At 66.7% G+C, this 21,462-nt stretch carries 13 protein-coding genes; all 13 read left to right on the top strand.

The features are described from left to right. Positions 1 to 36: 36 nt before the first annotated feature. The 13 genes from AAF481_16275 to AAF481_16215 all read left to right on the top strand — a co-directional run bounded on the left by AAF481_16275 (position 37) and on the right by AAF481_16215 (position 21,444). Positions 37 to 4,011 carry an ATP-binding protein gene (locus AAF481_16275; protein MEM7482732.1) on the top strand — a complete coding sequence of 1,325 codons (3,975 nt, stop codon included), beginning with the start codon at positions 37 to 39 and terminating at the stop codon, positions 4,009 to 4,011. A gap of 33 nt (positions 4,012 to 4,044) precedes the next feature. After that, positions 4,045 to 5,517 (top strand): hypothetical protein, encoded by a 1,473-nt coding sequence (locus tag AAF481_16270; GenBank protein MEM7482731.1) that lies wholly within the window; start codon positions 4,045 to 4,047, stop codon positions 5,515 to 5,517. A 136-nt stretch (positions 5,518 to 5,653) separates the two neighbouring features. Continuing rightward, positions 5,654 to 7,774 (top strand): S9 family peptidase, encoded by a 2,121-nt coding sequence (locus AAF481_16265; protein ID MEM7482730.1) that lies wholly within the window; start codon positions 5,654 to 5,656, stop codon positions 7,772 to 7,774. Between the two features lie 6 nt (positions 7,775 to 7,780). Further along, the gene (locus tag AAF481_16260; protein ID MEM7482729.1) at positions 7,781 to 9,718 is read left to right on the top strand and encodes an oligopeptide transporter, OPT family; all 1,938 of its coding nucleotides are present in this window, start codon (positions 7,781 to 7,783) and stop codon (positions 9,716 to 9,718) included. Further along, positions 9,708 to 10,574: a glutaminyl-peptide cyclotransferase gene (locus AAF481_16255; GenBank protein MEM7482728.1), complete on the top strand. Its 867-nt coding sequence runs from the start codon at positions 9,708 to 9,710 to the stop codon at positions 10,572 to 10,574. The genes AAF481_16260 and AAF481_16255 overlap by 11 nt, the downstream gene beginning before the upstream one ends. A 76-nt stretch (positions 10,575 to 10,650) precedes the next feature. Then, positions 10,651 to 11,676: a TIGR00266 family protein gene (locus AAF481_16250; GenBank protein ID MEM7482727.1), complete on the top strand. Its 1,026-nt coding sequence runs from the start codon at positions 10,651 to 10,653 to the stop codon at positions 11,674 to 11,676. Positions 11,677 to 11,727: 51 nt separating this feature from the next. Beyond that, positions 11,728 to 12,501, top strand: a complete 774-nt coding sequence (locus AAF481_16245) for an ion channel (protein MEM7482726.1) — start codon at positions 11,728 to 11,730, stop codon at positions 12,499 to 12,501. Positions 12,502 to 12,658: 157 nt separating this feature from the next. Next, positions 12,659 to 13,366, top strand: a complete 708-nt coding sequence (locus AAF481_16240) for a response regulator transcription factor (protein ID MEM7482725.1) — start codon at positions 12,659 to 12,661, stop codon at positions 13,364 to 13,366. Beyond that, a complete protein-coding gene (locus AAF481_16235; GenBank protein ID MEM7482724.1) occupies positions 13,367 to 14,701 on the top strand; it encodes an ATP-binding protein in 1,335 nt (444 codons plus the stop codon). 105 nt (positions 14,702 to 14,806) lie between these two features. Beyond that, positions 14,807 to 15,682, top strand: a complete 876-nt coding sequence (locus tag AAF481_16230) for a DUF6268 family outer membrane beta-barrel protein (GenBank protein MEM7482723.1) — start codon at positions 14,807 to 14,809, stop codon at positions 15,680 to 15,682. Continuing rightward, on the top strand, positions 15,682 to 17,031 hold the full coding sequence (locus AAF481_16225) for a TolC family protein (GenBank protein MEM7482722.1): 1,350 nt from the start codon (positions 15,682 to 15,684) through the stop codon (positions 17,029 to 17,031). The genes AAF481_16230 and AAF481_16225 overlap by 1 nt, the downstream gene beginning before the upstream one ends. Then, complete coding sequence (locus tag AAF481_16220) at positions 17,028 to 18,203, top strand: efflux RND transporter periplasmic adaptor subunit (protein ID MEM7482721.1); 1,176 nt, start codon at positions 17,028 to 17,030, stop codon at positions 18,201 to 18,203. Before AAF481_16225 ends, AAF481_16220 begins: the two co-directional genes overlap by 4 nt. 61 nt (positions 18,204 to 18,264) lie before the next feature. Beyond that, positions 18,265 to 21,444, top strand: coding sequence for an efflux RND transporter permease subunit (locus AAF481_16215; protein MEM7482720.1), 3,180 nt, complete (start codon positions 18,265 to 18,267; stop codon positions 21,442 to 21,444). Positions 21,445 to 21,462: the final 18 nt, after the last annotated feature.

Raw genomic sequence — 21,462 nt, 5'->3', positions numbered from 1 at the left:
CAGAACTCGCCTGGGGATGATGTCCCTCCGGAACCGGTGCTCGAACCTCGGCGTCGCTCCCCGCGCCGGGCGGCGGCGGCCCTCCTCCTCGCGTCCTGCGTCGCGGCACCCTGGTTGCCAACCCCCGCCTGGTCCACCCTGGCGCTCCTCTTCGCGATCACCGCGACCCTTCTGCTCAGGTTTTCTCGCCGCGCGCGGGTTTTCCTCCTGATCGCCCTGCTCGTCTCCGGCAGCCTTTTCTCTATCCGCGGTTGGCTCGATCTGCGCTACGACCCGACCACCGAAGACGGCAGAGGGCGGGTCAGTCGCGCCTACGCTGAGCTGTGGCAACGACTGGAACGGGCGGCAGAGTCCACCGCCGAGGAGATTCCCGGCCAGAGCCGCCAGAGCGACGCGCTCTTTGAGTTCCTCGACAGCCGAGGGCCGTCGTCCTTCACCCTGATGGTGCTGGACCCGGACGGCAATCCGCGCGCATGGAGCGGACCGGGCCTGCGCCTCGATCTCGAAGGGTCGGTCGTACCGAAGGAGGGTTCGACCTTTGTGGCAGGCTTCCGCTCCGTCACCCTCGCCCATGTGGTGCCCCTCGACGACGCACGGCGCCCCTGGCGGGTGGCCGCGGCTCGCAGCTATCCGGTGGATCGGCTGCCCTTCGAGCGCGACTTCGCCCGTGGCCGATGGCCGCTGCGATGGTCGGCGGTGGCGGATTCGGCCCAGGCGGATCCGGACGCCGTACTCCTGGTGGCGGAAGGCCGTCCCGGGCTGGTCGTTCAGGCGGCGCCGCAGGAGCACCCGGAGATGCCCTGGGCGGACCCTTGGCGCCGGTCCGCCTTGTTCGCCCTGGCGGCGGCCCTCTTCGGCGCCGTGGTCGCGGGAAGCCGGCAGGATCCGCCCATCGCCCCGATTTTCGCTGCCTCGGCGGCCTTGGTCCTCGGCTGGTCCGCTGGAGCGGCCCCGGCGACGGTGACGATCGCGGCCCTCGGCGCGGCGACCCTATGTCTGAAGGACGAATGGCCTTGGCGTTTCCCACCCTGGGTGAGCGGCGCCCTCGCCGGTGCCTTGGGTGCCGCCGTCGCCTTGGTCGCCCCCTACCGGGGAGCCGACGCGGTGGTCTCGGCCTCCTTGGAGGAGGGATTCTTCGGATCGATCGACGTTTTCTTCGGCCGGGCCACGGTCGCCCTGGTGGTGGCGGCAGTGCTGCGTCTGGGAGGAGCGCGACAGCCGGCGAGGGCGACCTTCCGGCGCGGGTCGATGGTCCTGATGATCTGCGCCTTGGCCGCGGCCCTGTTGGATCTTTGGCCGCTGGCCGTCAGCCTGGTGGTGGCTGCCCTCGCCTTCGGTGCTGGCATGACGGGAAGGCGCCGGCGCTGGATGCAGGCGGCAATTCTCGGCTGTGTGGCGGGAGCCATCCTCAGCGCCTCGGCAGATCGTGGCGCCCTGCGCCGACAGCTCGCGGCACGCGCCATCGAACAGTGGGGAGAAGGACCGGAACGACTGGCTCGCGAGCTGAACGGAGCGGTATCCGAAGAACTCGCTCGCCGAGGACTCGGTGCGATCCTGCCGCGTTCACCGGAAGCCCTCGACCGCCAGGATCTTGCTTACAGCCTATGGGCGGCCTCGCCGCTGGCCCGCCCCGGGGTGCGTTCCACCCTGCGGGTGGAACCCTTCGATGGACCCCCGTCGAGCTTTTCCTTCGGTCTTGCCTTCGAGCGAGAGGAGACCGATGCGCCACCCTCGGAAGGTGCCGAGGCCATCGGTTCGGTGCCTCTCACCTATGGCGGCGATAGCTGGGGGGTGGTGCGCTGGCGGTTGCGGTTGGAACCGGGCCTGGCGCGCAGCGCCTTGCCCGCCGGCGGCCTGGAGGTCGAGCTGATCGAGGATCGCTCCATGGCGTCGCAGGATCTCGAAGGCGGGGCGGTGATCGTCAGTCTGGCGGCTTTGCCGGGGGAGCCGGCGTCCGGCTTTGCCCTGCGTCTGCTGGGCGACGAATGGCGCTGGCTGCAGCCCCTCGGCGTCGGCCGGGCCCTGGCTCTGCCGGTACTCCATCCGGTCCGTGCCCTGGTGCGCAGCGGCGCGGCGACGGTCGGCTTGCTGTTGCTGGCCGCCTCCCTGTACCTGACGGCGCGCATGCTGACCGCGCCGGCGGTTTCCCTCCGCTCTTTGCTCAACCGGATTCTGGGCTCCTATTCCACCCGCCTGGTCGTGGTGTACACGGTTCTGTTGCTGATTCCGCTGATCGTTCTCGATCTGTTCCTGCTGGCGACCATCGAGCAGCGATTGGAGCGGGAGCAGGAGCGCCGCGGTGCGCAGTCCCTCGACTCCGCCCGGCGGCTGGTGACGGAACTGCTGGCCACCCCACAGCCGGGCTTCGGTATCGACCGCTCCTTCGCCGATGCGCGCATGGCCGAAATCTCCGAGGTAGTGCGCAACGAACTCAATCTCTACTGGCGCAACACGGTCTTCGCTTCCAGCCGGAGCGAGCTGTTCGCCGCCGGGCTGTTGCCCAAGCGAATCCCTGGCGACGTGTTCAACGCCCTGCGGCTGGAAGACCGGGCAGGGGAGCCGAATCCGGCGGTGGCCTCCCGTACCGACCGGGTGGGCGACACTTCCTATCTAGAGCTGTACACGGAGGTTCGGGTACCGGGATCCCGCAGCGTGTCCGATCGCTTTGTGCTCTCGATGCCGCTGCTGGCGGAGCGTGAAGAGTTGGCCCGCGGCCTGACCGCCTTGCGCCGCCAGGTGCTGGTGATCACCGCGGCCCTGTGTGCTCTTCTTCTCGCCGTCAGCGTGCGGCTGGCGCGCAACTTCACCTCGCCGTTGACGGAGCTGGTGGAAGGCACCCGGCGAATCGCCGCCGGCGCCACCTCCCTGGAACTGGCGCCGCGCGAACTGGAGCTGGCGTCGCTGGTCGAAGCGGTAGACGACATGGCCGGCAAGATCGCTGCCGGCCGAGCTCGGCTGATGCGCGAAAAGGAAGTGGTGGATCGCATGGTCGACAACATCACCTCCGCAGTGGTGTCCGTCGATCGCGAACGTCGGGTCCTGATGCGCAACCAGGTGGCGGCTCAGCTCCTGGGCGTGCAGGTTGGCGAATTCGTCGACCGGGCCTTTGCCGAGCGGGAGGAACTCGAGCCGGTGCGCCATTTCCTCCGTCGGGCCGGCGAGGAGGCGATCCACGAGACGGTGCAGGTCCGCGCTGCGCGGGCGCCGGGCGCCGAGTTGGAGGAGGAAGAACAGGAGTGGAACCTGGTGTGGGTGCCGCTGCCCGGAGAGCAGGAACCGTCGGCCTTGCTGGTGGTGGAGGATGTCACCGAAACGGTGCGCGGACAGCGTCTGGAGGCGTGGGCCGAAATGGCCCGGATCATCGCCCACGAAATCAAGAACCCCTTGACCCCGATTCGCCTGAATGTCGAGCACATGCGCCAAGTGCGCGGCGACGCCGGCACCGAGGAGCGTTTTGGCGAAATCTTCGAGCGCTGTACTCAGAACGTGCTGGCCCAGGTCGAGGAACTGCAGCAGATCGCCTCGGAGTTCTCGACCTACAGTTCGATCCTGCAGATCGAGCTGCGGGAGGAAGACCTGGTGGCGGCACTGCGAGAACTCGCCGAGCCCTACCTGACGGCACCGCCGGCCGGAGTGCAGGTGGCGTTCGAAGCGCAGCCGCACTCGATCTCGGCCCGCTTCGACCGCAAAGTGCTCGGTCGGGCTGTGCGCAATCTGATCGAGAACGCCCTGCGGGCCAGTGCCGGCGGCGGTATGGTGCTCGTGCAGGTGGCGCGGACCGAGGGCGCCGATTCGCGCCGGGAAGCTCGCATCACCGTGGCGGATACCGGCCCGGGAGTACCCCCGGAACTTCTCGGCCGTATCTTCGATCCATACTTTTCGACCCACGCATCGGGCACCGGTTTGGGCTTGCCGATCGCCCGCCGGGTGGCCACGGAGCACGGAGGAACGATCCAGGCGCGCAACCGCGATAGCGGTGGCCTGGCGGTGACCATTACAATTCCACTGTAGCCCGATGATTGTTCTTCCCCTGACGGATCAGCCTTGAAGAAACTCCTCGCCGGATTCCTGCTGTCCTTGCTGAGCGCGGCCTGCGGTGGCGCGCCGGAGCGGCCTCCTCGCGCGCCCGGATCCGTGTTGTGGGTGGAGCCCGCCTCCCTGGGCCGCCTCGATGCGGCAACCTTCGACGAGCTACGGGCCGCCGGGGTGCGGGAGCTCTTTCTGTCCGGTTTCGAACTCGAGTGGGACGGCCCGCGGGCCCGAATCGAGGCGCCTGCAAACCTGGTCGAAGGGCCGCGGGCACCGGTGAGCCTGGTGATCTCCGGTGCCTGGCCGGAAGGCCTTGGGGACACCGCCGAAGAGGCGGCCCGCTCCCTGCGGGTGGAATTCGAAAGAATGCGCCTCGAAGCGGAGGCCGCCGGGCTGCTGCCGGTCGGCTTTCACCTTGTTCCATCCACGGCTTCTTCCTGGGCAGACGTAGCGGAGGTGGTGGAAGCGCTGATGGCCGGCCTCGGCGAAGGCATGGGGGTCTCATTGCAGATGGAGGAGTCCACCCTAGGTGTCGAAGCCGCCGAGCGCATCGGCCGCGCCGTCGACTGCCTGGTGGTGTTTCTATACGGCCAAGACCCCGGCGAGGCCGAAGTGGCGGCTCGCTGGCGCTTCAATCGGGTGGTGGAGCGGACGCGGGTCCTGGACGAACTGCGGGTGGACTATCTGATCGGCGTCCGCACTCTGGGAGCCGCCTACCGCCTGGCCGCCGACGGACAGCGTATCGCCTGGACGGTCAATGCCTCTCCTGGAGACCTGGTACGCGACCCCGCCCTCGGCCGCGGCCGCGACCGCATCCTCCACGGCCTCGACCGCCGGGCGATGACCATCGAAGCGGAGCGGCCGACGGACTTCGGTTCCTGGCGACTGGCGGAGGGCGAACGGATTCGTGCCGTACAGGTGCTCCCCGTCCACCTGATCGATCTCCGTGAGCGGCTGCGCGAAGCCGCGCTCAAACATCACCTGGGCGAAGTGTTCTACCGCCTGCCGGCGGAGGGCGAGGGAATGGCCCTGGGAGCCGCCGACCTGGCGGCCGCCCTTTCCGGCTTCGCCGCGCCGATGGCGATCGAAGTGGACACCGCGACCGTGAGCGTCGACGGTGACCAATGGACCTTCCGGGTGATCCTGCGAAACGTCGGGCAACGGTCGACGGATATCGCCTTCTTCGACCAGAACTTCGCTCGCGTCGAAGTCGAGGGAGGGGTGGTGTTGTCCGCCCGGGCGGGTGCCTTCCGCCGCTACCAGCTAGACAAGGACGGCGAGGAGATCCGGAACATGCGGGCCCTCCGCACGGCGGACGGGCTGCGCCTGTACGTGCCGGTGCTCGAGCCCGGCGACGAGGTGCGGAGCGGCCCGGTGGTGGTACGCGGTGAAGGCGGACGACCGCCGGCCCTGTTGCTCGGCGGTCACTTCCTCTTGCCCGGCGGTGGGGAACTGGACCTCGACCGTCAACCGCGAAGCGCTCGCTGAGCGAGATGCGACAAGGAATCGTGGCGGGTGTACGCCGAGGGCAGAGTAGAATGCCCGCGCATCAAGAGCCGGTAGTACCCCCGCGGCCGGAGAGGAAGCCGACGGTGGATCAACACGAGAACAACAGGAGCAAGCCATGGTCACGAGTCATCGAACGAGGAGCCGCCGGCTTCTCTACGTCTTCTTCGGAATTCTTCTGCTGACCGCCTTGCCGGCCGCGGCGCAAGGGGCGTCGCCCGCCTCCCGGACGATGACGCCGGAAGATGTGGACTCGTTGCGGCGAGTCTCTGAGGTGGCCATTTCGCCGGACGGAATGCACATTGCCTACACCCTGTGGGTGCCGCGGGATCCTTGGAAAGAGGAGAACGGGCCGGCCTGGAGCGAACTCCACGTGGTCGGAAACAACGGGGAGAGCCGCCCGTTCATCACCGGCGAGGTGTCCGTGCAGGACATTTCTTGGACTCCCTCCGGCGAGGCCATCGCCTTCCGCAGCCAACGCGAGGGTGATGACGAGACGGCCTTATACACCATCGCCCTGGCCGGTGGCGAAGCCCGCCGGCTGGCTTCCCACGCCACCGGCATTCGCGACTACAGCTTCAACGGCGACGGCAGCCGCCTGGCCTTTCTGGCCCGTGAGGAAGGTCCCGACGACAAGCTGAAGGACAAGGGTTTCAACGCCGAAGTCTTCGAAGAGAACGACCGGTTCGTGCACATCTACGTGCAGAACCTCGCCGGAGACTCGAACGACGAGCCGAAGGCCTTGGAGGTGGAGGGGTCCGCCACGGAACTCCACTGGAGCCCGGCCGGCAACCGGCTGGCCGTCGCCCTCGCGCCGACGCCGCGGATCGACGACAACTACACCAGCCGCAAGGTGCACGTGCTGGACGCCGACAGCGGCGAGGTGGTGACGCGCTTCGACAATCCCGGCAAGCTCGGCCCGGTGGCCTGGAATCCCACCGGCACCCATCTGGCGTTCATCTCGGCGGAAGACGCCAACGATCCCTCCGCCGGCCGGCTGATGGTCGGCGATGTCGCCGCCGGCACCTTCGAGAACGTGTTGCCGCACTACCCGGGGCAGGTGGACGACCTCGGCTGGCTGACGGACACCAAACTGGTGTTCCTCGGCTCCGAGGGGGTGTGGACCAGCTTCGGCCGGGTGGGCTCGAATGGCTATGCCCACCGCGACTTGATTCCAGCAGCCGGCAACCCGGCTTGGACGGCCCTGAGCATCTCGCCGAACGGTCCCCGGGCGGCCCTGATCGGCGAAACCCCGGGCCATCCACCGGAGCTCTTCCGCTGGGTCGCCGACCAGGAGGCTGAGCGGCTAACGAACAGCAATCCGGTGCTCGACGAGATCCGCCTCGCCGAGCAGGAAGTGGTCACCTTCGAGGCGCGCGACGGAATGAAGATCGAAGGCCTTTTGATCCGCCCTCTCGACGAACAGGAGGGAACCCGCTATCCGCTCATCCTGACCGTTCACGGCGGTCCCGAGTCGCACCACCGGAACGGCTGGCTCACCAGCTACAACGCGCCGGGGCAGCTCGCCGCCGCCCAGGGTTACGCCGTCTTCTACACCAACTACCGGGGCAGCACCGGCCGCGGCGTGGAGTTCTCGAAGGTCAGCCAGGCGGATCCGGCGGGGGCGGAGTTCGAGGACCTGATCGACGCCGTCGACCACCTGATCGAGATCGGCTTGGTGGATCAGGACAAGGTCGGAATCACCGGCGGCTCCTACGGCGGCTACGCCTCCGCCTGGGGTGCCACCTACTTCACCGAACGCTTTGCCGCCAGCGTGATGTTCGTCGGCATCAGCGCCAAGATCGCCAAGTCCGGAACCACCGACATTCCCAATGAGGAGTACTTGGTGCACGCCCGGCGCTGGCCGTGGGAGAAGTGGGACTTCATGATGGAACGCAGCCCCGTCACCTACGTCGAGCAGGCGCGTACGCCGATTCTCATCCTGCACGGCGAGGAGGATCCGCGGGTTCACCCCAGCCAGTCCCTCATCCTGTACCGCTACCTGAAGCTGGTGGGCAAAACGCCGGTGCGGCTGATCTGGTACCCCGGCGAGGGCCACGGCAACCGCAAGGCGGCGGCGCGCATGGACTACAACCGCCGCATGATGCGCTGGTTCGATCATTACCTCAAGGGACCCGGCGGAGAGCCGCCGGCGCACGACATTGAGTGGCCGCAGATGGCCGACGAGAGCGATGGAGCCGACGACACCGATGACGGTGAGTCCGAGGCTGGGGAGTAGCCCGCCGTGAGCGACGATCGGAAGAACTTCAAGCCCTACATTCCGGCGACCGAGAGCCCCGCCGAGCTGACCTTCAAGGCGATCGGCGCGGGCATTCTCTTCGGCGTGCTGTTCGGCGCCGCCAACGCCTACCTCGGCCTCAAAGTGGGCTTGACCATCTCCACCTCGATTCCCGTGGCGGTGGTGACCGTGGCGGCCTTTCGGGCTCTCGCCACCGCCGGCGTGCGCACCAGCTTGCTGGAGGCCAACCTGTCGCAGACCGTTGGCTCGGCGTCGAGCTCGGTGGCCAGCGGGGTGATCTTCACCCTGCCCGCTCTATTTCTCTGGGGGCTCGATCCCACCCTCCTCCAGATGACCCTGCTCGGCCTCGCCGGCGGCTTGATCGGCGTGCTGTTCATGATTCCCCTGCGGGCCTTCCTGATCGAGCGCGAGCACGGCAAGCTGCCCTATCCGGAAGGGACCGCCTGCGCCGAGGTGCTGATGGCGACGGAGCGGGGCGGTGCGAAGGCCAGGAACGTCTTCCTCGGCCTGGGCGTCGGTGCCCTGTTCAAGGCGGTGACCGGTTGGATGAAGATCGTGCCGGACGACGTCGAAGTGCACATCCCGTTCTTGAAGAAAGGCCAGATCGGTACCGAGATCTCGGCGGCGCTGCTCGGGGTGGGCTACATCCTCGGCGTGCGGGTGGCGGCGGTGATGGTCGGTGGCGGCCTCCTCGCCTGGCTGGTGATCATCCCGGCCATCGCCTACTGGGGCGAAGGGCGGGCCCTGCCGCTCTATCCGGAGACCGTCAAGACCATCGCCGAAATGTCTCCGGGTCAAATCTGGACCCGCTACGTGCGCTACATCGGCGCCGGAGCGGTGGCGACGGCGGGCATCATCACCCTGATCCGCAGCATCCCCACCATGATCGAGAGCTTCAAGGTGGGCGCCAAGCAGCTCCGGAAGCGCCTTGATGCCGGCGGCGACGGAGCCGTCGCCATCCCCCGGACGGCCCGCGACCTGTCGCTCCGCACTGTCGGCATCGGCCTCGGCGCCATCGCCTTGATGCTGACCTTCGTGCCGCAGGCCTTCGGCGCCATCGACGGCCTCGGGCCGCGCGCCGTGGCGGCCCTGCTGGTGGTGATCTTCGCCTTCTTCTTCGTTACCGTATCGTCGCGCATCGTCGGCCTCGTGGGGGTGACCTCCAATCCGACCAGCGGCATGACCATCGCGACCCTCCTGGGCACTGCCAGCATCTTCCTGCTGCTCGGATGGACCGACGATGCCGGCAAGATGGCGGCCCTTACCGTCGGCGCGGTGGTGGCCATCGCCGCCTCCATCGCCGGCGATACCTCGCAGGACCTGAAGACCGGTTTCATTCTCGGGGCCACACCGCGGGTGCAGCAGAGCGGCGAGCTGCTGGGCGTGCTCACCTCGGCCTTTTTCGTCTGCCTGACGGTGATGATGCTCGGCAACGCCTTCGGCTTTGGCACCGAGGAACTGGCGGCGCCCCAGGCGACCCTGATGAAGCTGGTGATCGACGGGGTACTCGAGCAGAATCTACCCTGGGGGCTGGTCGGCATCGGCGTACTGATCGCCCTGGCGGCGGAGATGCTGAAGATCCCAAGTTTGCCCTTCGCCGTGGGCGTTTATTTGCCGGTCGCGACCATGGTGCCGGTGTTCCTCGGTGGCCTCCTGCGCTACATCACGGAACGCCGTGGAGCCTCCGAAGAGGACCGCCAGGGCGGCATTCTCTTCGGCTCCGGCCTGGTCGGTGGCGAAGGCTTGATGGGAGTTGGGATGGCCGCCATGGCCGGCTGGGCGGTGGCCCGCCAGCAGCCCGTGTGGAGCGTTGGCACCGAGTGGGCCGGCGCCGCCGCGCCATGGCTCGCCGGGGTCCTGTTCATCGGCCTGATCCTCTTTTTTGCCCGGCTTGCCGGCGGTTCGAAGGGTCGTGCGACCTAGTCCACTCCCTGGACACCTCGCCGCGGGCCTCTTGATGTTGGCGTTGGCGGCCTGCGGTGAGGTGGCCGGCGGTCCCTCGACCTCAGGCCCGGTAGGTTCCTCGGTGCCGGCTCTCTCCGCCGGGGAATCCGCCGGTGCCGAACCTGCGATGGGCCGTCCGGCGGTCAAGGAGTACACCGTCGAAGTGCTGCGCGCCTTTCCGCACGATCCGACGGCCTACACCCAAGGCCTCGAATGGCACGACGGTGCCCTCCTCGAGTCGACAGGCCAATACGGCAAATCGCGCCTGCGCCGCGTAGACCTCGAAACCGGCGAGATTCGCCGAGAGGTGGTGGTGGACCCGGACCTCTTCGCCGAGGGTGTGACGAGGGTGGGGGAGCGGTTGATCCAGCTCACCTGGCAGGCCGGCCTGGCCCTGGTCTACGATGCGGGCAACTTCGAGGCGCTGGAGCCGCTGCGCTATCGCGGCGAAGGTTGGGGCCTGTGTTTCGACGGTGAGCGTCTGGTGATGAGCGACGGTTCCGATCTGTTGAGCTTTCGCGATCCGGCGACCTTCGATCTCCTCGGCACCGTGGCGGTCACCCTTCACGGCGCGCCCGTCGGCAACCTGAACGAGCTGGAGTGCGTGGAGGGCGAGGTCTACGCCAACGTCTACGGCAGGGAGATTCTGGTGGCGATCGATCCGGCGAGCGGTCGCGTCCGGCGGGTGATCGACGCCGCGGGCCTGCTCTCCGCCTCCGAACGGGCGCACGCCGAAGTGCTCAACGGCATCGCCCACCGGCCCGGTTCGGACCGCTTCTTCCTCACCGGCAAACACTGGCCGAAGCTTTTCGAGGTGCGCTTCGTAGAGCGGTAGAGGACCCCTCCAGAGAGCGGTCGGCGAATCTTTCAGTCATCCGAATCCACAGAATCCAATCAACGAGGAGCATGCGATGAGCGAAGCGGTTTGGTACGTGTCGGTAGCGGGACAACAGCAAGGTCCGATGAGTGCGGAGCAGGTCATTGAAGGCATCCGGCAGGGCCATTTCGATCGTTCCGCCCACGTCTTCACCCAGGGGATGGCGAACTGGGTAGGGATCGATACACGGCCAGAGTTCGCCACCGCCTTTGGCGGCGCGCCGACGGCCGTCACGCCGCCCGCCCCGCCGCCGGCCGCCGCCGGGGGCGCCCACGAGATCGACTACGAGATCATGGGCGAGGAGATGCAGTACGTCGAGATCACCCTCGACCCGCAGGAAGCGTGCATCGCCGAAGCCGGCGCCTTCATGTACATGGACGCCGGCATCGAGATGGAAACCATCTTTGGTGACGGCTCCGCAGCGAGCGACAGCGGCGGCCTGATGGGCAAGCTGATGGGGGCCGGCAAGCGGGTGTTGACCGGTGAGTCCCTGTTCATGACGGTGTTCGCCAACGTCCAGCAGGGGCGCAAGAAGGTCGCCTTCGCCTCACCCTATCCGGGCAGCATCGTACCCCTCGACCTGCGCCAGCACGGCGGCACCATCCTCTGCCAGAAGGATGCCTTCCTGTGCGCCGCCAAGGGTATCTCCGTCGGTATCGCGCTCAACCGCAAGCTCGGCGCTGGCCTGTTCGGTGGCGAAGGCTTCATTCTCCAGAAGCTGGAAGGCCAGGGCCTGGCCTTCGTTCACGCCGGCGGCGCGATCCTCGGTCGGCAGCTCGCCGCCGGCGAGACGCTGCGGGTGGACACGGGCTGCCTGGTGGCCTTCGAACAGACCGTCAACTACGACATCCAGATGGTGAGGGGAATCAAGACGGCGATTTTCGGCGGGGAAGGCTTGTTCTACGCCACTCTCACCGGCCCCGGCAACGTCTGGCTCCAGTCGCTGCCCTTCAGCCGCCTGGCCGGGCGAGTTCTCTCCGCCGCACCGGGCCTCGGCAAGCGGGGCAAAGGCGAGGGTTCGGCCCTCGGCCCGCTGGGCGACCTGCTGATGGGGGACTAGCGTCTCGGGGGGTTGGGCGCGGTTCGACTTCGCTTGAGCCAAGGGGGATCCATGAAACCCGACCAATCGCTGATTCATCGCTTCGAGCGGCGCCTGGAGACCTATCAGGACGCCAGCCTGACGGTATTCCTCGTTGCCTTGTGCTTGCTGGCGTTCGTCATCCTTCCCGTTGTCGAACTGTCGGGCAGAACCGGTGCTTTCATTTCCTTCGCTTTCTCGCTGGTGTTCATGGCCGGCGCGTTGATCGGCGGCTTGTCGGTTGGCTGGCGGCGTTTCGCGATCGCCCTGGCCTGCCTCTCGATCGCCCTTTCATGGCTCGAAGATCTTCCGGGCGCCAAGGCCTTGGACCTCGCCAACCTGGCGGTCTCGATCCTCTTCATGGCTTTTGTCTGCTGGCAGCTCTTGCGCGAGGTCTTCCGGCCAGGAGATGTCAACGCACATCGGCTGCGAGGTGCGGTCGCCGTCTACCTTGTGGTGGGCTTTATCTTTGCGCTGATCTACGGCTTCGTCGAGGCACTGGCGCCGGGCTCCTTCCGGGGCCTTGGCCCAGAAGGGTTCGGCGAGGATCTTCACCACGCGATGTACTTCAGCTTCGTCACGCTGACCACCCTCGGGTATGGCGACATCACACCCGAGAGTGAGTTCGCGCAGATGCTGGTGGTGGTCGAGGCGGTGGTCGGCCAGCTATTCCTAGCGGTTCTGATCGGGCGCTTGGTGTCCCTGTCGGTCCCGAGCCGAGCCAGTACCGAATCGTCAGCGCAGGCAGACAGATCCGAAGACGACACATCCGCGGGCCCGCCGCAGCGAAGAACCACCAACCTATGACCGGCCCAGCTTGCCAATTGGTAACCTTCCAACAAGGTAAGGGCAAAGTAATGGACTTACACTGCTCCTAGCTGCTGCGGCTGAGGCCGTGAAGGCTGAGGCCGTGACTCCCGACCGCAGCCCGTCCCCCCGAGACCCAATGAGGAGAGTGCCTGTGCTGCGCGTGCTGGTGGTTGAAGACGACGAAGCGACTCGGGAGTTCATCAGTCGGGGTCTACAGCAGGAAGGCTTCACGGTCGATACCGCCACGGATGGTGATCTCGGGTATTGGGCGGCTCGGGATGCCACCTTCGACTTGATTGTCATGGACATCATGCTGCCGAGCACGGATGGCCTGTCGGTAGTGCAGCGGCTGCGTCGGGAGAACATCGAGACCCCGGTCCTGGTGCTCAGCGCCAAGGGCGAGTTGGACGACCGCGTGCGAGGCCTCCGGGCCGGTGGCGACGACTACCTGACCAAGCCCTTTGCCTTCGCTGAGCTGATCGCCCGCATCGAGGCGCTGGTCCGGCGGTCGAACCGTCTCGACACATCCCCGCTGCTTCACGTGGGCGAGGTGACGTTGGACAAAGAACGACACCTGCTCTTCGTGGGTAGCGAACAGGTCGACCTGCAGCCAGCAGAATTCAGGCTGATCGGCTACCTGATGCGAAACCGAGGCCGGGTCGTGTCCAAGACGATGATCCTCGACCACGTTTGGGGCTATGACTTCGATCCTCAGACCAATGTGGTGGAAGCGAAGATCTCGAGGCTGCGCTCGAAGTTGGCGGTCCATACCCCCCGGGAGCTGATCCGCACCGTGCGCGGCTTGGGCTATCGATTCGAGGCCGGGGACGGTCCAGGGCCCGATCATGAAGCGTCGAGCTAAATGATCCGCACCCTCCAAGGACGTCTCGTCATCGCGTACATCGGACTCACCGTGGCTCTCCACGTGCTCGTCTTTCACGTCATGGGTCTCGCGATGCGGAGAAGTCTCGAGCAGGGAATTCAGCAGATTATGGAGCAGATGGTGGAGGCAGACGCCACCTATCAACAGGCGCTCGAGACCTACGGCAGCGGCGATTTTAGCGCCGACAAATTCTACTTTCGTCTCTTCGCACCCCAGGGCACCCTCGTGGTCCAGGAAGGCCGCGATCTGGCGCGCGCCGAAGCCTTGGGGTGGGCCCTGGTGCCGGGCCAACGACGGGTCGACACCATCGAGATCGCCCCGGGCACCACCCTGCGTGTCGTCAGCCGCCGATTCGAGGACGGTGCGCTAATCCAAGCTGGTGTGTTGCTCGATGAGAACAGCGACCTCTTCGAGCAGCTCGCCCACCATTGGCGCTGGGGGCTCCTGTCGCTGGCCGTTGTCGCCGCCGGTCTCAGTTGGTGGATGGTGCGAAGCGCAATGGCTGGCGTCAAACAGGTCACCCGCACCGCCGAGGAGATCCTGGACGGTTCCCTCAAGGCGCGCGTACCGGAACGCCAGCACGTGGTGGAGGTCCAGGAGCTCACCGGCACCATCAACCGGATGCTCGACAAGATCGATGTGCTGATCACCGACCTCAAGTTCGTGACGGTGAACGTGGCCCACGACCTGCGTAGCCCGCTGACTCGGATTCGCGGAGCCGCCGAAGTCGCACTGCGCGGCGAGCCTTCGCCGGAGGTCCTCCACGGCCTGGCGGAGCGGGCGATCCAAGAAACAACCCGGCTCGAGGCCGTCGTAGAGACCATGCTCGAAATCGTCCGGCTCGACTCCGGCACCGATCAGTTGGTCAGGGAGCCTGTGGATCCGCGAGCGCTGATGCGCGAGATCATGGAGCTGTACTCCGAGGCGGCGGAGGCCAAGGATCTCTCTCTCCAACTCACCGCCACCGAAACCCCGTGGATCGAGGCGGAGCGCACCATGCTGCAGCGAACGCTGGCCAACCTACTCGACAACGCCGTGAAGTTCACGCCCCACGGCGGTTCCATTCGCCTCGGCTCGGAGCACAACGCCAAAGCCGTGGTCTTGTTCGTGGAGGACTCGGGGCCCGGCATTTCCGAAGCGGACATCCCTCGCATTTTCGAACGCTTCTTCCGCGCCGATTCCTCTCGCCAGAGGTCGGGCCACGGTTTGGGACTCTCCTACGTGAAGTCAGCGGTCTCCGCCCACGGCGGCGAAGTGCGCGTTTTGCGCCCGGATGCGGGCGGTACACGCGTGGAAGTCCGCTTCCCAGCCTGAGTCGTGGCCGACGGTCGACCCTCGGCGCGCGATTTCTAGACCTTTCTTGCCAAATCGCAACATCGCCACAAGGTGGAAGCAAGGTTCCGCCCCTAGCCTGTCGGCATGAAAAACATTAAACACCTCACCCCTGTCGTCTTCGCCATGTCCATCCTCTGCGCCGGCTCGGTGCACGCCGACAAGCCCAGCGCCTCTTTTGATCTCAACCTGACCTCGTTTGCCGACCTCGAATTCACCGACAGCCTCGCCACTGTGGATCTTCAGTCCGCCGAGGTTTCCCTAGGCTTCTTCGACTTCACCCTCTCGGCCTCGGTCCACGACTTCACCTGGAGCGAGGCGGAAGACCTCAGTTTCGCGAACGGCGCTCCGGTGCCCTGGGAGCAGATGAAAAGAGTCAGTTTGCGGCACACCTCCACTCGACCGATCAACGACCGGTTTTTCTTGCTGACGTCCGTAGGTGCCGGTCTCGGCTTCGAGGAGGAGTCGACCGACTCCCATTTCGCCGACGCCCTTGCGGCGGTGATCTGGAACCGTTCCTCGGAGTGGAGTTTTCTGTTCGGCGTCGGCTATTCCTGGCATTCGGCGGTCGATGTGGAGTTCGAGGCCTTTCCCGCCATCGGCCTCACCTACCGGGGCCAGGCAGAGAAAGGCTTCACCGCCAGCCTGGGCATTCCTGAAACCAGTCTGCGCTACCGTTTCTCGCCTCGTTCCTCTCTCGGTCTCGGGGTGGGCGCCACGACCTTCGTAACGCGCTTAGCAGATGACAGCCCAGTGGTTTCCGCGGGGTATTCCGAGTTCATTCAGTTCGACGTCGGACTGACCTACGAGGTCCGAATCCGGGACCGCTTATCTCTTGAGATCGGACCGACCTATGGCCTCGAAGGGGAGTTGAAGATCCACGACAGTGAGGGCATTCTGCTCAGCACCCACGACTTGGAACCCGCGGCGGGAGGCAAGTTCCAACTGAAGTTGTCGTTTTGATGTGGCGGCTCCTCTTCGTGCCCCTGCTCACCATGGGGTGCGTTTCCACCGTCGAGCTTCGGCCGTTGGACGCAGAATCGGAATTGCGAGATACCTGGACTCGCGAGCCTCCCGAAACCGGCGAGACGATCTCTTCCCTGGCAGGGCTGGTGGAGGCTCCGCGTCTCGGCGCTCTCGTGCAGCGCGCCCTGGCAGGAAACCCCGACCTGACCGAGACCAGCCTTCGGCTGCGGGAGTCCGGCGTGCTCCTCGACGTGACACGGTCCCGTCGACTTCCCGAGATCGAGACCGCCTTGTCTCAGTCGCGAGGCAACAGCGCCGTCGCCCGCTCCGCTTCGTCCAGCACGGCCCTCGGCGTCACCCTGAGCTGGGAGGTCGACGTCTGGGGCCGCCTGGCGAACCAGGTGAGCGAAGCCGAGATGCGGCACCGAGCTCTCGAAGAGGATCTGCGATCAGCGCGCAATTCGCTGGCCGCGCGCACCCTGCAAGCGGGCCTCTCGAGGGTGCTGCGCAGCCGTCAGCTCGAGGTCGAGCGGCGCCGCGCCGCCTCGCTCGAATCCACCCTCGAGGCGGTGCGGGAGCGCTACCGCTCCGGTCTCGGCGCGGTCACGGACTGGGACGCCTCCCGATCCGAGCTGGCGGCTTCCGAGGCCGAGATCGAACGGCTGGAGGAAGCCGTTCGAAGTGCAGATCGAGACCTCAGTCTGCTGCTCGGCGATCTCGGCCTGGAGCCTGGGCAGCTACCGCAGCGGCTGCCCGAGGTGGGTCGGCCACCGGCTCCCATGCCTGCCGAAGTCTTGTCGACCCGCCCGGATGTCGCCGCTGCCCTCGCCCGACTGGAGGCAGAGGGCGTGGCGGTGCAGGTGGCGCGAAAGACCCTGCTGCCGAGCTTTCGCCTCGGTGCCGGCCTCGACCTGAGCGCTCCGCGGCCTGGCGATGTCCTCAAATCCGATCCGGTGTGGTCCGTGCTCGGCAACCTGCTGGCACCCCTGCTCGACCGGCGGGCTCTCAACGCCGAGTTCCAAGCGGCCCAGTTGCGGGCGCAGGCGGCGGTCATCGCCTATCGCGGCGTCCTGCTGGCCGCGGTGGTGGAGGTGGAGGAGGCCCTCGGCACCGAGTACGCCCTCACCCACCGGATCCCCCACCTCGAAACCGCTATGGAGCACGCCGAGCGGAGTCGCAGCAGCTTCGAAGGCCAGTTCGTCCGCGGACTCGCCGACATCCTCGACCTGTTGGCCGCCCAACGCACGGCCTTTGATTCGGAGCTGCGACTGCTCGAGGCTCGCTTCGACCTGCTCCGCAACCGCATCGAGCTCGGGCTGGCCCTCGGCCTGGAGGCCGTCGAATGAGGAAGACAATGGTTCTCCTGGTCCTCCTTGCGATCATCGCCGTCGTCATCCTGCTCCGGCTGGTGGCGACTCGCCCCGCCATCGGCGAGACCCTCAGTCCGGCCGCCGATTCCGCGGCCGCACCGGTTCTTTCCTCCCCGACGGTGACCGTGCTCCCCGCACGCCGTTCCTCGGCCCGTCCCGAGATCCACGCCCGCGGTGAGGTCCACGCTCGCTTCCGCACGGTGGTCTCAGCCGAGGTGGCGGGGACCCTGGTCTCGGTCTCCGAGCGGGCGCATTCAGGCCGCCGCGTCGGCAAAGGCGATGTGTTGATGACCCTCGATGAGTCCCGCTACCTCGAGGCGGTGGCCAGCGCGCGGGCTGACCTCGAAGAGGCAAGGCTGCTGGTAGAGGAAGAGGATCTCCGGGCGCGCCAGGCGGTAGCCGACTGGCGGCGTATCGAAGCGCCTGGAGACCCCTCGCGCTTTCTGCTGCGGGTACCCCAGAAACGCTCGGCCGAGCTCGCAGTGCAGGCCGCCGAGGCGGCATTGCTCGAAGCGGAACGGAATCTCTCCCGCACCGCGATCCGAGCCCCGTTCGACGCCGCGGTGGTGCGCCGATTGGCGCCGTTGGGCAGCTACGTACAGCCGGGGACCGAACTGATCGAGCTCGACAGCTCGGATAGCGCAGAATTGCGTTTGCCTCTCACGCCCGCCGACTGGGCACTCCTGCCGCCGGCGGCGGAGCTGATCGGGCAGCGTTGGCCCGTGGACCTCACAACGGGCGGACGACAGCCGAGCCGTTGGCGGGGTCAGGTGAGTCGCATCGAGCGCCACGTGGTCACCGAAACCCGCCAGCGGGCCCTCGTGGTCACGGTTTCCAATCCGCTCGAGCAGGATCCTCCCCTCTACCCGGGCACGTTCGTGCGGGCCTTCCTTCTGGGGCGAGAGCTTCCCGGGGTTCTCGACCTGCCTGCCCATGTGGTCACCGACCAAAACGAACTCTGGTTCGTGGATACCGCAGGGCTACTGGCCAAGGCGGCGGTCGATCCCCAACCGGCAGCGGATGGGCGCATCCTGGTGCCGGCGCCCGAGGCGATGGAAAAAGACACCCTCGACGTGGTTGCCCACCCGATGGCGTCCTACCTGCCGGGTCTGCCGGTGACGAAAGAGATCGCCAATGTCGCACCGTGACGGCGCCCACGAAGGGCGTTCCACCACAGAAGATTCCGCGACGCAGAAGGCCGCGTCAGCGATGTCCTCAGAAGACCGGTCCAAAACCGTGGGACCGCGAGGTGCCATCGCCTGGTTCACGGGCAATCCGGTGGCCGCAAACCTGCTCATGGCCCTCGTGATCGCGCTGGGCTTCGCCAGCGCCCAGGGTCTTCCGCGAGAGTCCTTCCCCGGGTTTCCCCCCCACCTGATCACCATCGAGGTGGGCTTTCCGAGTGGCGCCCCGGAGGTCTCCGAGGAGGGTGTGGTCTTGCCGTTGGAGCGGAGCCTGCGTGGCACACCGGGTATCCAGAGAATCTCTTCCGTGGCCCGGGCCGACGGCGTCACGATGACCATCGAGAAGGCTTCGGGTGTGGATCTCGACCTCCTACTCGCCGACGTCAAGGCCCGGGTCGACGCCGTACCGAACTTGCCGCTCCGCGCCGAGCGGCCGATCCTCGAGAAGCAGCGGACCGACGACCGGGTGATTCGGGCACAGGTCTCCGGCGAGGTCGACCATGGGGTGCTCGAGCGCATCGCCCATGATCTGTGGCGGGACCTTCTGGCCCATCCCGACATCGACCGGGTGGATCGCGTCGGCAACCTCTCTCCGGAAGTGCACGTGGAGGTCGACGATGATTCCCTCGCCGAGTACGGCCTGACTCTCGAGGACATGGCGACAGCCATCGACCGGGAGTCACTCATCGACCTGAGCGGTAGGCTGAGGAGCCCTGAGGGTGACCTCAGTCTGCGCGCGGCGCGCCGTGCCAACTGGGCCGGCGAGGTGGCCCGATTGATGGTCCGCACGCATGCCGACGGCAGCCTCTTGACCGTCGGCGACATCGCGACGGTGAGCGCCTCCTACGGGGATGCGCCGAGGCGTTTCATGCGCTTTGACGGCCAGCCTTCGATCGGCCTGCAGGTCTTCAAGGATGCGGCCACCAGCACCGACCGTGTGAGCCAAGCCGTCCACGAGGTGATCGAGCGCTGGTATGAGAGCGGCCGCCTGCCACGAGGTGTCGACCTCGACACCTGGCATGACCGCAGCGAGCAGATTTCTTCCCGCATTGGCCTGCTTCGAGGCAATGCCCTCGTCGGCATGGCGCTGGTCTTTGCGGTGCTCGCGCTGACGCTCGATCGGCGCATCGCGTTCTGGGTAGCCATGGGGCTGCCGGTGGCGTTCGGCGGAGCTTTCCTGGTGATGCGCGGCTTCGGCCTTTCCCTGAACGACCTCACCACCTTCGGCATGATCGTCGCCCTCGGAATCGTGGTGGACGACGCTGTGGTGGTGGGCGAGAGCATCCACACCTACAAGCTACGAGAGGGCAACTCTCTGGCGAGCGCCGTGCGTGGTGTCCACAAAGTGGCGGTACCCACCATTTTCGGCGTGCTGACGACCGTTGCAGCCTTCTCGGTGCTCGGTCTGGTGAAGGGCGACTTCGGCCTCGTCTTCACCCAGTTCGCTCTGGTGACGGCGGGATGCTTGCTCTTTTCGGTCGTAGAATCGAAGTTCGTCCTGCCGGCCCATCTGGCGCATCTGCGGCTGGGTGACCCGCCGCGTTCTGCCCCCGGGCGCTTGTTCGCCGCATTGCAGCGCGCGGTCAGCCGCTTCTTCGACCGCCTTGGCGACGGGTATCGGGCCTTGCTCTCCCGGGCCTTGCGGCGGCGATACCTCAGCCTCCTGATCATCCTGCTCGTCACCGCCGGATCCCTAGGCTTGGTGGCGGCGGGATTCGTGCGGTCGACCTTCTTTCCGGACATCCCCGGTGAGTTGGTCACCGCAACCCTCACCATGGAGGAGACCGCCGGTCATGGGCTCACCGCAAGGAACCTCACACACCTTGAGCGCTCGCTCGAGCGTGTGGCGCAGCGCTTGGGTCGCGAGGGCGGTGTCGAGAACCTGCTGGCGGCTGTGCAGACCCATATGACCGGCGACCGTAGTGGAGAAGTTCTGGTGGAGCTCTCGGCAGGAAAGCTCGGCGTCACGCCGAAGGAAGTCGCCGACGCTTGGCGTACCGAGACCGGTGCCCTCGAAGGCGCCAAGACCATCATCTTTTCCGCGGCCTTCGACGCGTTTCCTCCGATCAGCCTGGAAATCAGCGCGCCGGACGAGGCGTCCCTACGCGCGGCACACCTGGCGATCGTCGACCATCTGCAGGCCACGCCCGGCGTGCAGGATCTGCGGGACAACCTGGCCCCTGGACGCTCCGAGCTGAGCCTCGAGCTCACCCCACAAGGGCGAGCCCTCGGGCTCCGCACCGCGGAGCTCTCGGACCAACTGCAGCGCGCCTTCCTCGGCTACGAAGTGCAGCGTTTCCAGCGCGGCAACGAAGAAGTCCGCGTCCGCGTGCGCTACCCGGCGACGGACCGTCGGGATGCACAGGACCTCACCCAGAGCCGCATTCGATTGCCTTCCGGTGAGGCCGTGCCACTCTCTCTGGTGGCGGATGCCCACCACCGACCGGCGCCGCCCGAGATCACTCGAGTCGACGGCCAGCGGGTCGGCATTCTGGACGCCTTCGTCGACCGAGACCGCACGTCACCGGAGGCGGCCATGGTTTCCCTTGAGGAGGCGTTGCTGCCCGACCTGCGGCGTCGTTTCCCGGGCCTCACCATCGAGCAGCGCGGGGAGTTGGCGGAGATCGCCGAAACCAGTGCTTCCATCGCCTGGACGCTGCTGCTGGCCTTGGCGGCCATCTTCGCCCTGATCGCGATCCCCCTTCGATCGTATTCCCAACCCATCCTGATCATGGCGGTCATCCCCTTCGGGGTCCTGGGCGCCATCTTCGGCCATTGGTTGCACGGCTTGCCGATGAGCATTCTCTCGTTCTTCGGACTGCTGGCGCTTTCCGGCATCGTGGTCAACGACAGCCTGCTGCTCGTTGCCACCTTCAACGCGAAACGCAGGGCGGGCCAGAAGGACCTCGATGCCTGGCTGAGCGCTGGAAGCGATCGCTTGCGGGCGATCTGCCTGACGTCCGTTACCACCTTCGCCGGCCTGGCGCCGCTCATCTTAGAAACGTCGGAGCACGCCCAGTACCTCATCCCGGCGGCGGTTTCCATCGCCTATGGCATCCTCGCAGCCACCGCCATCACCCTGGTGGTGCTGCCGTTGTCTCAAATGATCTTCGAAGATCTGCGCAGAGCCCTCGGCGGTCGGCGCTCAGGGAATCCGGAGACGAAGGCAGGAGCGCAGGTCGGCGAATCATTGGGCGTACTTTGAAGAGGAGCGCTCCGTCCG

The organism is Acidobacteriota bacterium, assembly GCA_039030395.1.
Classification (GTDB): Bacteria; Acidobacteriota; Thermoanaerobaculia; order Multivoradales; family JBCCEF01; genus JBCCEF01.
This window is presented reverse-complemented; position numbering and strand designations above follow the sequence as displayed.

Bases quoted from the DNA above. Each gene is read 5' to 3' on its own strand.
- AAF481_16265 (MEM7482730.1), top strand. From the start codon at position 5,654: ATGGTCACGAGTCATCGAACGAGGAGCCGCCGGCTTCTCTACGTCTTC.
- AAF481_16250 (MEM7482727.1), top strand. From the start codon at position 10,651: ATGAGCGAAGCGGTTTGGTACGTGTCGGTAGCGGGACAACAGCAAGGT.
- AAF481_16245 (MEM7482726.1), top strand. From the start codon at position 11,728: ATGAAACCCGACCAATCGCTGATTCATCGCTTCGAGCGGCGCCTGGAG.
- AAF481_16235 (MEM7482724.1), top strand. From the start codon at position 13,367: ATGATCCGCACCCTCCAAGGACGTCTCGTCATCGCGTACATCGGACTC.
- AAF481_16230 (MEM7482723.1), top strand. From the start codon at position 14,807: ATGAAAAACATTAAACACCTCACCCCTGTCGTCTTCGCCATGTCCATC.
- AAF481_16225 (MEM7482722.1), top strand. From the start codon at position 15,682: ATGTGGCGGCTCCTCTTCGTGCCCCTGCTCACCATGGGGTGCGTTTCC.
- AAF481_16220 (MEM7482721.1), top strand. From the start codon at position 17,028: ATGAGGAAGACAATGGTTCTCCTGGTCCTCCTTGCGATCATCGCCGTC.
- AAF481_16215 (MEM7482720.1), top strand. From the start codon at position 18,265: ATGTCCTCAGAAGACCGGTCCAAAACCGTGGGACCGCGAGGTGCCATC.